The 12,720-nt window shown below is 52.4% G+C and carries 12 protein-coding genes and 1 riboswitch; of the genes, 5 read left to right on the top strand and 7 right to left on the bottom strand.

What is annotated here, in order from left to right; all coding sequences use genetic code 11:
* Positions 1-39: 39 nt before the first annotated feature.
* The 4 genes from ACFSR7_RS30225 to ACFSR7_RS30210 form a co-directional block, all read right to left on the bottom strand.
* Positions 40-249, bottom strand: coding sequence for a hypothetical protein (locus tag ACFSR7_RS30225; protein ID WP_378168078.1), 210 nt, complete (start codon positions 247-249; stop codon positions 40-42).
* Between the two features lie 117 nt (positions 250-366).
* Positions 367-714 carry a VOC family protein gene (locus tag ACFSR7_RS30220; RefSeq protein ID WP_378168077.1) on the bottom strand — a complete coding sequence of 116 codons (348 nt, stop codon included), beginning with the start codon at positions 712-714 and terminating at the stop codon, positions 367-369.
* A 153-nt stretch (positions 715-867) separates the two neighbouring features.
* Positions 868-2,808 (bottom strand): hypothetical protein, encoded by a 1,941-nt coding sequence (locus ACFSR7_RS30215; protein WP_378168075.1) that lies wholly within the window; start codon positions 2,806-2,808, stop codon positions 868-870.
* Positions 2,809-3,015: 207 nt separating this feature from the next.
* Positions 3,016-3,153, bottom strand: a complete 138-nt coding sequence (locus ACFSR7_RS30210) for a hypothetical protein (RefSeq protein ID WP_378168073.1) — start codon at positions 3,151-3,153, stop codon at positions 3,016-3,018.
* A 180-nt stretch (positions 3,154-3,333) separates the two neighbouring features.
* On the opposite strand from ACFSR7_RS30210, the gene ACFSR7_RS30205 reads away from it, so the two are divergent.
* From ACFSR7_RS30205 to msrA, 5 genes are all read left to right on the top strand, one after another.
* Positions 3,334-4,968 (top strand): spore germination protein, encoded by a 1,635-nt coding sequence (locus ACFSR7_RS30205; RefSeq protein WP_378168071.1) that lies wholly within the window; start codon positions 3,334-3,336, stop codon positions 4,966-4,968.
* Positions 4,969-4,990: 22 nt separating this feature from the next.
* On the top strand, positions 4,991-6,094 hold the full coding sequence (locus tag ACFSR7_RS30200; protein WP_378168069.1) for a GerAB/ArcD/ProY family transporter: 1,104 nt from the start codon (positions 4,991-4,993) through the stop codon (positions 6,092-6,094).
* Entirely contained in the window at positions 6,087-7,277 is a 1,191-nt protein-coding gene (locus ACFSR7_RS30195) for a Ger(x)C family spore germination protein (RefSeq protein WP_378168067.1), read from the top strand. Before ACFSR7_RS30200 ends, ACFSR7_RS30195 begins: the two co-directional genes overlap by 8 nt.
* A gap of 85 nt (positions 7,278-7,362) precedes the next feature.
* Positions 7,363-7,464, top strand: a riboswitch (purine riboswitch).
* Positions 7,465-7,563: 99 nt separating this feature from the next.
* Entirely contained in the window at positions 7,564-8,610 is a 1,047-nt protein-coding gene (locus ACFSR7_RS30190) for a Rieske 2Fe-2S domain-containing protein (protein ID WP_378168065.1), read from the top strand.
* A gap of 114 nt (positions 8,611-8,724) precedes the next feature.
* Positions 8,725-9,243, top strand: coding sequence for a peptide-methionine (S)-S-oxide reductase MsrA (msrA, locus tag ACFSR7_RS30185; protein ID WP_378168214.1), 519 nt, complete (start codon positions 8,725-8,727; stop codon positions 9,241-9,243).
* Positions 9,244-9,342: 99 nt separating this feature from the next.
* Here the strand turns inward: msrA and ACFSR7_RS30180 are convergent, their stop codons facing one another.
* From ACFSR7_RS30180 to ACFSR7_RS30170, 3 genes are all read right to left on the bottom strand, one after another.
* Positions 9,343-10,560 carry a GTP-binding protein gene (locus ACFSR7_RS30180; RefSeq protein WP_378168212.1) on the bottom strand — a complete coding sequence of 406 codons (1,218 nt, stop codon included), beginning with the start codon at positions 10,558-10,560 and terminating at the stop codon, positions 9,343-9,345.
* A gap of 102 nt (positions 10,561-10,662) precedes the next feature.
* Complete coding sequence (locus ACFSR7_RS30175; protein ID WP_378168063.1) at positions 10,663-11,115, bottom strand: CBO0543 family protein; 453 nt, start codon at positions 11,113-11,115, stop codon at positions 10,663-10,665.
* A 544-nt stretch (positions 11,116-11,659) separates the two neighbouring features.
* On the bottom strand, positions 11,660-12,715 hold the full coding sequence (locus ACFSR7_RS30170) for an NAD(P)/FAD-dependent oxidoreductase (RefSeq protein ID WP_378168061.1): 1,056 nt from the start codon (positions 12,713-12,715) through the stop codon (positions 11,660-11,662).
* Positions 12,716-12,720: the final 5 nt, after the last annotated feature.

Genomic DNA, 12,720 nt, shown 5'->3' with positions numbered 1-12,720 from the left:
AAAAGGCCGTTATTTTACTCCATTTGCCGAATTTCCGGCTTATGTTTTACATTTACCTGCACATTTGCAGGCATTCCATCGCGAGTGTCGCGTCGGCAGAAAATACATGTACAGATGCAGGCTTTTGTCATTGCTCAAGTATTCCTTCATATAGCTGCTGTCGGACTGCATGTTGATGACGACGATCTTGTCGAGCCCCATCCATGTCTGACCGTAGCCTGCATGTTTAACGATGGGTGTAATTTTCAATACAGCATCTCCTTTACTAAGCAGATCTGTGCCTGAAATTGCGATTCGCTTAGTTTAGAGAAGGAACCTTTAAAGAAGCTTAAATGAAGAGCGGATGAAGCAGTTGTCCAAGCGCATTTATTTCTCCCAAAGCTCGATAAGCCGACCTTCGGGATCTTTAATCCAAATGAATTGACCAAAGTCCGAGCTCTCTTTTTCCTTTGCAAGCGGCACGCCCATTCGGCCCAGATGCGCGATCGTCTCGTCTATGGAGTCAACTTGAAAATTCAACATCACTTGCTGTTCTGCGGGAAAGTAATCGTCAATCTCTTTAAAGAAAGAAAAAGCCGTCTCATTGTCGGCTTGGGACGTAATCACGGTCCCATTCCAGTCGTTAAATTCGAGTTTTAACACTTCGCTATACCACTTTTTAACGGCTTCAACGTTCTTCGTTCTCCAAAAGATGCCACCGAATCCCATTATCATAATATCAGCTCCCCCATCCTTCCATATCGATTCTACCGGTTAGCATAAGTATTCGAGCCTATATTTACACTTCCTTTTTGAACGCGGAATAAATATTGAATTCGCAATAAAGACGCCGCCGAACTCATCGGCGGCGTCCTGCGCATTCGCGATTCAGTTAGGCTGCGAGAGCGGGTTGCTCGGATTTTCGACCATGACGCCGACTTCGCAGAAATCGTAGCTGCCTCCGGACGCCTCCAGTTCGACCCTGAGATGATAAAAACCGTTATGAAAACGGAGCGTATCGAGATACAGCGGCTCAGGTACCGTTACGCCTTCGTACAGCACCTTGCTGCCGAATCTGAAGGTAAACCGCTTGATAGATTCTCCTTCCGGCACGCCGGCGTCCACCTTGATCTTCAGTATGTTGTTCACCTTCTGACGGTCCTTGATTCCCCGCATATTGACGGCACATTTGGGAGCCGGTGCCACATAGATGCCGTCGATCCAGAGCTGTCCGTCTTTGCGCTCCTGCCGCCCATGGACGGGGGTAACGACCAGGATGACCGCGTCTTCAGCCGGCACGACGAACGTAGCAGTACCGGTAACTGACTTGGCCAGAAATCGTCCGCTCACCGTATCGTAGAGATCGACCTTTTCCAGACCGAGTCCGTTAATCTCGACCGTCTGCGCCGAACCGAACGGATTGTAGTACAGGTAGGTCGGATAGGCCTCTTTGTGATAATAGTCCGTTTTCAGGCAGTCGATCTGCAGAATGCCCTCGACATTCGTCTTCGCGATCAGCGCGCCCATGAAGCCGACATGGCTGCCGCTGTAAACTGAAAAATCGAGCGGCCCCCATCCGATCACGGTGGCGTCGCCGCCCGCATAGGGAGACTTCTCCTCATATTCTTTGCGGATGCCCTCGTACGGAAGCACGCAATCCGGATCGCCGTCCCAATTCGCGCCGGATTGTTTATCCGCGGGAAGGCCGTCCGCATAGAACAAGCGGGATTGATTGGCGACGTTGAGCATCCACTTGCCGATCGCGCGCGCATAGCGCGAATCGTATCGCAGAAACGGCGCCAGCGTGCTGAACAGGAAAAATCCGTTCATGACGAAAATGTAGCCGCCGAAATCCTTCAGATTGCCGACCAGTCCGTGCATGTCGTAATTCCCCCACCGTTCCGTGCACATGCCCCAATCCGGGCGAATCTCCACGCCGCCGTCGAAGATCCAGTTGATATATTTGGTGACGTCATGGCTTGACCCATGCTCGGCCTCCATGCGGGCTGCCAGATACGGGGAGTAATACATGAGCAGCTCGTAGTAGGGGTTGTCCTCCTGGTCGTCCAGGAAGTCGAGGCAAGCTTGCGCCGTATCAAAATAGACCTGATCTCCAAAACGCAAGTAAGCCAAATACATGAGCATGGCCACGCCGGAAGCGGCGTCCGGTTCCTTCCATTTGCCGTTATCGACCGGCTCCATATTTTTAAAGTCAAATGACGTGTAATTAAAATTGACGCGTCCGTCCTGGTCGGTCATAATCTTCACCGCTTCGACCCAACGGTCCGCCGACGAACGAACAAGCGCCTCCATTTCCGGTTCGTCCGGATAAAAGTAAGCCAGTATGGCGTATAAAATGTTGGCCTGAATCTCGTACCAGAACGTATCGCCGCTCGGTATGCTCGGGTACCAGACGAAGACGCCTTCTTCTTTGCGGAAGAAGGTTTGCAGCATTTTTACATAGTTGTTGCCGTCCTGATAGCGCTTGTCGATGCCGACCAGGGTAGCCCCGAGCACGGAAGCCATAACCGTGATCGCCTCCTGGGAGCCGTTGCTGCCTTGGTCCGATTTGCCGACGTAGGACATCAGCCCGAACGTATCTTCTTCCATGTTGTAATGCGTCCTGTCCCGCCAGATAACGGGGAGATATTCGCCCTTGCGGTCAAAGTCGAACGCGAACCGGTCGAATGCTTTGGCTTTTTCTCTCCAGTCCCTGATCTCAAACGGTTTAGGGACCGTCGGCATGGATTGGACTAGATGAAGATTTTTCTGAGGTGAGGGCGTAACGTTCGCTTGCTCCGTTTTACGCATAGGCAGCTGTGTGGCCATCCAGGTTCGCCTCCTGAGAACAGTGATTTCCGCAAGAGACTATTACCCCGGATGATCGGAATATAAAAACAATGCGTTTATTCCGTGCGGCGTGATGAGGCTAGGATCCTTTTCCAGTAAAAAGTATTTGAACGCTCGACCGCAGTGCCGTCTCTTGGATGTCAGCCAATCCGTCGACGGTTTTAAGCGCGTCGCTTATTTTGGACGTTAGGCCGGTCTGAACCTGACGTGCCTGATAAGCGGATGTATTTGAAAAGCGGCGACGCCTCCCCATGCGACGATCAGGACGACAAAAATCAAAATGATAACGGACCGCTGCATAACGGATTGAATGAGTTTGTTCATAAAAAGAAGCCCCTCTCGGTCGATCTACCTCAAAAGGGCTTCTCGAAAGTTCGAATTGTTCATTGCGAATAAAAATAAAATTTTGCCATTTCCGTTCGTTCCGCAAGAGTAAAATCATGCAAACTTTGGCATACTCCCATTACGTCCGAGACGGAATCCAGTGCGGGAGGAACTTCACCGATGTCATCCGTTCTGGGTTATATCCCAAGCTGGGGCGTATTCGGTCAGGCCTTGGTTGCGCTCCTCGTTCCCATCTTGGCAAACCGCATTTATCGAATCACATTTTCCATCGTCCGAAACGGCAAGCCTTCTACCGCGCATGGCGAAAAGCTTCCCGCCGAATCCGCCGCTTCTCCGGAAGCCAGACGCTTCAGTGGAGACTACGATGTCGATCTCGATGCCATATTGGCTTCGATCGGCGGAAGCTGCGACGTACGCTCCCGATCGTTCTTGATGTCGAAGTCAAATCGGCAAGCGACGCTGTTCTGGGTCGACGGCATGCAAAATGACCGGATACTGAACCTGCAGATCATGCAGTTCCTGATGTTCGAAGCCGCCGCGGACGACCTGGCGCATCCAAGCTCGCTCGGCGATTCCCTTCCCTTCAACTGCTTGATTGAGTCGGACGACATGGACGGCTTTAACCGTTCCGTTCTGTTTGGTCATGCGGGACTATTGGTTGAAGGCGTGCCGTACGGCCTGCTTATCGAGTGGCCCGAAGGCGCCAATCGCGGTGTCGAAGAGCCTGTGTCCGAGGCCTTGCTGCGTGGACCGCGGCTCGGCTTTTCGGAAGTACTCAGCGAAAACACTTCCATGCTGCGAAGGCAAGGTTTTAGCGACCAGTTGGAGATGAAAAGCTATCGGGTCGGCACAACGCTCAAGAAAGACCTAGTAATCGCCTATTTCAAGAACATTGTTAACGCGGATTTGCTCGAGGAGGTTCAGACGCGACTAGATAAGCTGGATTATGACTTTTTCGGCGAATCGGGCATCGTCGAGCAATTAATCGAGGACAACGCGCTCAGCCCGTTTCAACAAGTACAAAATACCGAACGTCCGGACCGGGTCATTCATGCGCTGGTCGAGGGCCGGGTTGCCATATTACTCGACGGGACGCCATTCGCTTTAATCGTACCGGCTACCTTCAGCATGCTGTTGCAGTCTCCGGAAGATTATTACGAGCGTTGGCTGCCAAGCTCACTGCTTCGAATCCTGCGTTTCCTCGCCGCATTCATTGCACTGATGGCTCCGGCGCTTTACATCTCGCTGATCTCCTTCCATCCGGGACTGATTCCGACCGAGCTGGCGCTTTCCATCATCGAGACGCGACAGGGCGTTCCGTTTCCTGCGCTGATCGAGGTGCTGATCCTGGAGGTATCCATCGAGATTCTGCGGGAAGCGGGCATTCGGCTGCCTAAGCCGATCGGTCCCGCGATGGGCATCGTCGGCGGCTTGATCATCGGAGACGCAGCCGTACAAGCGGGAATCGTCAGTCCATTCCTGGTTATCGTCGTTGCCGTAACGGCGATATCCTCCTTTTCGATCCCCACCTATAGTGCGGGAATCACGCTGCGCATTTTAAGGTTTGCCGCCATGTTGTTCGCAGCTATTCTCGGGATGTTCGGAACGATTCTCTTCTTCCTGATGCTGTGCAGTCATCTTACGAAACTCAAGAGCTTCGGCGTTCCCTATTTGACACCGTTATCCCCTTTTCGGCTTCGGGACTGGAAAGATCTGTTCGTTCGTGCACCCATCCCGCTGATGAAGCGCAGACCTGCGATGATGAAAACGAAAAATGATAAACGACGATCCTGAGTGCCATGAAGGAGGCCCGATTGTGTTCGTACGTACCGACGATAAAATCACCAACTCGCAGGCTGTCGTATTTCTGACCAATACCGTGCTTGGAGCCGGCATCCTCACGATGCCAAGCGGCATCACGCAGGAGATGAAGACGCCCGATTCCTGGCTGACCATCCTGATCGGCGGCCTCATCGTCCTGCTGGCCGTTTTTTTGATGGTCAAGCTGTGTCAGCAGTTCCCGGGCCAGACGGTTTTTCAATTTTCCGCGCGCATCGTCGGCAAGTTTCCGGGCGGTTTGTTAAGCTTGCTGCTCATTCTGTACTTTCTAACGATCGCAGGCTTCGAGATTCGTTCGCTCGCCGAAGTTACTTTATTTTTTCTACTGGAAGGCACGCCGATTTGGGCGGTCATCGTTCCTTTCATTTGGGTTGGCTGCTATCTGGTCACGGGCGGCATCAATGCCATCGCCCGGGTTTATCAAATTGTTTTTCCGATCACGATATTCGTTCTCCTCGTCTCCTTTGGAGTCAGCTTCCGGCTTTTCGATCTCGACAACCTCCGTCCTGTGCTTGGCAGCGGTATCTCGCCTGTATTGCGAGGATTAAAGTCTTCAATATTAGTCTTCACGGGCTGCGAAGTCGTGATGACGATCACGGCATTCATGCAATATCCTAAACAGGCGGTAAAAGCGATGCTTGGCGGCATCTCGATTCCCTTCGGCCTTTATATGCTCACCATTATTTTCGTAGTCGGCGGTCTTTCCATCGACACGGTCATTACCAGCGCCTGGCCGACGATCGACTTGATCCGCAGCTTCGAAGTGACCGGCTTTTTCGTGGAGCGGCTTGAATTTCCGTTAATGGTCATCTGGCTGATGCAGATGTTTTGCAATTTTTGCAGCTTTTTCTTTCAATCGTCTCTCGGGGTCTCCCAGCTTTTCAAGTTTTCTTATCCTGCAGTCATTTTTGGTATGGTTCCGATCATCTTTCTGGCGGCGTTGATACCGAAGAGCCTGCAAGATGTTTTCACCCTCGGAGGCACGATCGGGACGATGGGTCTCTGGCTGTTCGGGCTGGTGCCCGTGCTGCTCTCGCTTGTCTGGCTGGTTCGAACGAAGGGAATGAAACAGCATGTATAAGATAATTTTCAGATGGGTTCCGCTGCTTCTATTGTCCGTCTTGCTCTCCGGCTGCTGGAGCAGCAAAGAAATCGAGAAGCTGGCTGTGTACACCGGATTGGCATTGGATGTCGGCATGCCGGCTCCCGTAGAGAAGGAATTCGAAGAAAAGGGAGCCAATTATACGGAACGCAACAAAGTCATGGCTACCGTTCAGATCGTTCCGGTGAAAGCCATGGGATCTCAAGACGAGAAGCAGAAAGCGGCACAGCGTCCTTATCAAAACGTATCCGGAAGCGGCGACTCCATTTTAGAGATTTTCCGTCAATTTTCAATTCGATTGGACCGGCCGATCATCGGTCACCACCTCAAGGTCATCGTCGTTTCCTCCGATTTGCTAAGGCGGCAGACGATGGAGCAGCTCATGGACTTCGTTTTGCGAGACAATGACATTCGTCCCAGCACCATGGTTTTTATCAGCCAGGGCAAGGCCGTCGATACGCTCTCCTCCTCCCAACCCAACGAAGTACCTTCTTTGCACATTAAAGACATGCATTACAATCAAGCAAGAACCAGCAAAGTGCTGAAAACGGTAACGCTATCCAAAGTCGATTCTTTAACCTACGCCAAAAGAAGTTTTGTATTGCAAAACATTGTTGCCGGCGGCAGCGAAATCGAATTCTCGGGCGCGGGAATTATCAAAGGCTCGTCCGGTCATTGGATCGGCAACTTGAGTCAAGAGGACACCGAATGTCTCGCTTGGCTCAACAAATCTGGGGCAAGCGGCGTAATCAAAGCCTATGACGAAAAAGATGAGCCGCTTACTTACGAAATCGAGTCCGTAAAAAGCAAAATGAACACAATTGTCAGAGAGGACCAAATTAACTTCAAAGTTTCTCTTTCCTTTAAAGGGCGCATCAGCGAAACCTGGGGCAATCACAATGCGCCGACAACGAATGCCCATGCCGAGAAGCTCGCATCGATCGTTGAGGAGAGACTGTCGTCGATGATGAAAACGCTGATGCGCAAGCTGCAATCCGAATATAAAATCGATGTCGCGGGCTTTGGCCAGCGGCTCGCAATCGAACATCCCTCCGTTTGGAAAAAAGTAAAAAACCAGTGGGACGATACCTTTAGCCGGTCTGACATCGACATTAAATATGACGTAGAAGTAACGAACTTCGGCTCTTTTAGCGAACGGTGATTAGATGCATCGAATAAAAGTGATATATAATTACATTGACATCATTCGCATTGGTGGAATATACTCTTATTCAAATATATATGTTAATTTATATTACGCAAACTCTTGTATAAGCTCATTAATTGGAGTGAGCGTCTCGACCAGGCAACCGTAATTGCCCCAGGCTACAAGAGGCCGCGTGATGGAACCTTCCGTTTTCATTTGGAAACGCGACAGGCTTCTTGATCTCGCGCCTCTTATGCCTGGGGCTTTACTGCGTTTGATTTAATTCAAAGGAGTGTTCGAAATGACCCATTCAAACGCTGAAGTCGAAGTCCAAACACAGCTCCCTCGCGATTGTACGTTCACCCCTTCCGATTGGCAGGTGCTGTCGCAATATTGGTATCCTGTCGCGATCGCGGAGGACATCAAGGATCGGCCGGTTCCCGTCCAGCTGTTGGATGTCAGAATGGTCTTATATCGCAGCAAGGGTCAAATCGTCATCGCCCGCGATATTTGTTTTCACCGGGGCGCCCCGCTCAGTAAAGGTTGGGTAGAGAACGACGAGATTGTCTGTCCTTACCATGGGTTCCGCTATAATTGCGAAGGCGTATGTACGTCGGTTCCCGCCCACCCCAACGGAAAAATATCGCCCAAGCTCAGATTGATCACCTACCCGTCCGTCGAAAGGTACGGCCTGGTCTGGACTTCGATTGCCGGCTCGGAAGTAAATATTCCCGACTTTCCGGGTTGGGAAGACTCGGACTATCTGAACGTGCTCCCCCCCAGCTTCGATATTGCCGGGGCCGCAGGCCGTCAGATAGAAGGCTTTCTGGATGTATCGCACTTTGCGTTCGTGCATACGGCAACCTTCGGAGACCGCAACAATACCGAAGTGCCGCAATATAAGGTGACCAGAGAAGGCGATGTGCTGCTGGCGGATTATTGGAGCACGGTGAGCAATTACGGCAAAGGCCAGGAGAATCCGGCTCCGGAAGGCTTTATGTGGCTGCGGGCATTTCGAGTATACGCGCCGTTTACGGCTTCGCTTACCGTCCACTTCCCCAACGACGGCAAGCTGATGATCTTGAATTGCGCTTCTCCCGTCTCGGCAAGGCAAACCCGATTGTTCAGTCCGATCTCACGCAATTTCGACAAGCGCGTTCCGGTTGAAGATACGATCAAGTTTAACCTCCAGGTGTTCCGGGAGGATGCCGAGATGGTCGAATCTCAAATGCCGGAGGATCTCCCGCTGGATCTATTGGCGGAAGCCCATATTCCCGCTGACCGGACATCCATCGCTTATCGTCAGCTGCTGACGGAGCTCGGACTCGGGCGCCATTATACGTCATAATAAACGGGAGCTATTCCTCGAAATCAGTTGAGATTCTGCCGTTTATCCCTATAATGAAGGAATGTACGGTAGATCAGGCAATCATCAGCCAACGAGAAATGAGGAACCAAAATGCTGCAAAAAGCAACATTCGCCGGCGGATGCTTCTGGTGCATGGTAAGTCCATTTGAAGAGCAGCCCGGCATTCACGGCATTATCTCCGGATATATGGGCGGCGAATTGGAGAATCCGACTTACGAGCAAGTATTGACGGGTGAAACGGGACATCTCGAAGTCGTGCAAATCACGTTCGACCCTGAATTGTTCCCATACGAGAAGCTGCTCGAGCTGTACTGGCCGCAGATCGATCCGACCGATGCGACCGGTCAGGGCAATGACCGCAAAAGCCAGTATCGTGCCGCTATTCTTTATCATAACGAGGAGCAGCGGCAGCTGGCGATCGAGTCGCGGGAACGTCTGGCGCAAAGCGGACGCTTCGAGCAGCCGGTCGTCACCGCCATCGAAGAGGCTTCCGTCTTCTATCCTGCCGAGGAATACCACCAGAACTATCATCGCAAAAACCCGAAGTTCTACAAGGAATCCCGCGTTTACTCCGGTCGCGATGCGATCATCGAGAAATATTGGAGCGAGTAATTCCGGTCGGCAATCCGGCAAGGAAAGAGGCACCTCAACGGTGCCTCTTGTTTATTACGGGAACGAATCGATTCATTCCGCATACGAATCCATTAAACTTTACAGCTGTTCTTGAAAAGCAAGGCTTGCCGACTGAGGGAACGAGTCCGGAAATGCCGACCAATCCGATATCATCTCCGCCTCCGTCAACAAACACGAATCCAGCTCTTCGCTCAGTTGCCCCCGGTCCAGAGAAAAACCAATCAATACGATTTTATTGATGCGATCCCCGTACGTTGCGTCCCAATTCCGGGCGATCTCCGGATACTCCCTGAGCACCGCTTCCCGTTCCGGCTTCGCAATCGCGGCGACCCAATATCCGCCCGGCCCGAACTGAATGGACGGCCCGGCCTGGCTCAAGTTTTGCGCCATATCGTTCCGCGTGGCCAGCCATACCATGCCTTTGGCGCGCACGACCGCTTCCGGCCATTCGCTCATCCAATTCATGAGGCGATCGGGATGAAAAGGCGCTCTTCGCTCGTACACAAACGACGAGATACCGTATTCCTCCGTCTCCGGCACATGATGCTCCTTGGCCATCTCCAGCATCCATCCTGCGGACTGGCTCGCCTGTTCAAAATCGAATAGTCCCGTATTCATTATATCCGACGGATTGATCTGTCCGAACGCGGAGCGAATGAATCTCGCGCGAGGCTGGAGGCTCCGAAGAACGCGCTCCAGGCGCTCAAGCTCCTCCGGCGTTACACGATCGCATTTATTCAGGATAAGCACGTCGCAAAATTCAATTTGATCAATCAGAAGATCGACAACCTCGCGCCGGTCATCCGGACCCACATGCTGCTTGCGATCCGTCAACGTATCGCCGGAGGAATAATCGTTCCAGAAACGGTAGGCATCGACAACCGTAACCATGCAGTCCAGTGTGCAAAACTTGGTCAAATCGATGCCCAGCTCTTCATCGATATAAGTGAAGGTCTGAGCGACCGGGATCGGTTCACCGACACCGGTGGATTCAATCAGTATGTAGTCAAAACGGTTTTCGAGGGCGAGCCGTTCGACTTCTTGCAGCAAGTCCTCGCGAAGCGTGCAGCAAATGCAGCCATTGGACATTTCTACCAGTTTCTCGTCCGTCCTGGATAATCCCCCGCCTTGCTGGATCAGATCCGCATCGATGTTGACTTCGCTAAGGTCGTTTACGATAACCGCAACGCGAAGGCCTTCCCGATTGTTCAGCACATGATTCAAAACGGTGGTCTTGCCCGCGCCCAAGTAGCCGCTAAGGACAGTTACGGGAAGTATTGGATGGGTAATCGGCATGCTCATTTGAATTCGCTCCTCTATTTCGTCTTTAATAGTAATATTTACGATTAGTATAGCAGACGAAATGGCGTTTGTGAATCCAAATTGTAATCATTACTTTTAACGAGCCTGACTTTTCTGGGCGTAAAAGAGCAAATAGACAATCGTTAATGCCGTTAAGTATGAGCAGTACGTCCAACCGATGTTCCAACCGTTTCCATATAAGATCCATTTCAGTTGTACGAGGATCCATTCTGCAAAGGAGATACCCAAACTCCAAACGAAAATGACGAAAATCGGAGACGCGATCCGACGTTCAATAAAAAAAACCAGAAACACCCCACACACCGGATATAAGCCCAGGTTAAAGGGGACGGTCGAGAAAGATTCGTTCGCTTCCGTAATCGGCTTGGCGATCCAAAAACCGTATCTGACAAAAATATCGTTGAACAAAAACGCAATCAGCGAGCCGCTCGGCGCAACGCGAAGACATAACATCTGTTTATTGGGAATCGGACTTAACGCCAAGCACAACCAGGGAATGATAAACCCGATAAGCCAGTTGATGAACACACCTAGCACCTCTACTTGTCTTCTTATTATAGAATCAGTATTCACCTGGCTTCGGCCTTTGAAACGAGAATCGTGCGAGTCTTCGAATAACCGCGCTTTCGCTTGCAGCTGCGGCTTTTTCCTGCATCAACAAGCAGCCCTGCTCCAGCTGGTTCTCGTCGATGACACATCCGCCAAGCGTTCCGCTAAGTTGGGCTATCGTTACCCACGTCGTTCATTCGCCATAATGCCTGCAAATATACATCTATTTCCGCCGAGATTGACCCTTTTGAGCAATAAAGATGCAAAAGCGCAGTTATTTTACGCCATCAGCCGCGTTTTCGGCTTTCGTTTTGCATTTACCTGCACATTTGCAGGTATTTCATCAAGCGGCGTTGGTTGACAGAAAATACATGTACATATGCAGGTTTTGAGGTCCCGCCAAACATCAAAAAAAGCTCCGGCACGCCGTAAGCGCGCCTAGCTGTCGCAAACCGCCGCCAAATTTTTATTTTCTGGTTATATATAATTAAAAAATCCGCCGTACCGGCGGATTTAAAAGGCATTATAGGATGGGATTGAGCGCTCCAAGGCGCTCGGCCAGCTTGGCGCTGCTCGTGGACATCGGCGCCGACTTGGATGCCGTCGGGTCCAGGTAACGCTTGGCACTGTTGACGGCGAGCGCGGCATCCGATATGGCGCCGGCGATCAGGTGAAGCTTGCTCGGAAAATGAGCCGCGTCGCCGGCCAAATAGATGCCGGGCAGCCCTGTCGCCAGGCTCGCGTCCGCATCGAAGTTCCAGGCGGACCGTTGCAAGCCCCATGCGGCGATCGGGCCGTATTCGCTGCGCGTGCCGTGATCGACGATCACGGCGTCGACGTCCAGCCGTTCCCTCTCCGGACCAATGCCGATATCGTCGCCGATTCGCCGGATCGTCACGGACTCGATCGATGCCCCGTCCCCGTGCAGCTGCTCGATAGCATACGGAACGCGAAGCTCAAGAGATGCGGTACCGGCTCCAAACCGCTTAAGCCGCTTATCCCCGCCCTCGCCCTCGCTTCGCCGTACGACGATTACTTTGGCTGCGACTGCCGCCAGCTCGTCGAGCATGACGGCAGCGGACGATCCGCCGCCGCGGGAGAGCAGAACGCGTTTGCCGCGCAGCAGGTCGAGATTCAAGTTCTGCGCGTAATGCAGATTGGCCGCTTCATACCTCGCGGTGTCATCCAGCTCCAGTCTCACCGGTCCGGGTACGCCATGGCCGAGCGCAAGAATAAGGGAACGCGTACGATGCCGTTCGCCCGTATCGGATACGACGATCATCGTTCCGTCATCGCTCCGCTCCAGCTGCGCGATGCGCTGTCCAAGCACGATCGCAGGCTCGAAGGTCCGGGCTTGCCGGATCATCTGCTCGATCAGCCGGCCGCAGCGGATCGGAGGAACGCCGCCGACGTCCCAAACGACCTTGTCCGCGTAAGTGAGCAGCCGGCCGCCGAGCTCGGCGCGCGCTTCGATCAGTTTGACGCGCATGTCGCGCAGCCCGCCGTAAAACGCGGCGTATAACCCGGCCGGCCCTCCCCCGACGATCGTGAGATCGAACGTCTCCAGTCGATCGGTCATGAAGC

Origin of the sequence: Cohnella sp. GCM10020058, assembly GCF_042683485.1 — a bacterium.
In the GTDB taxonomy this organism is placed as follows: domain Bacteria; phylum Bacillota; class Bacilli; order Paenibacillales; family Paenibacillaceae; genus Cohnella.
The sequence above is the reverse complement of the archived record's forward strand: the minus strand, read 5'-3'. Positions and strand labels throughout refer to the sequence as shown.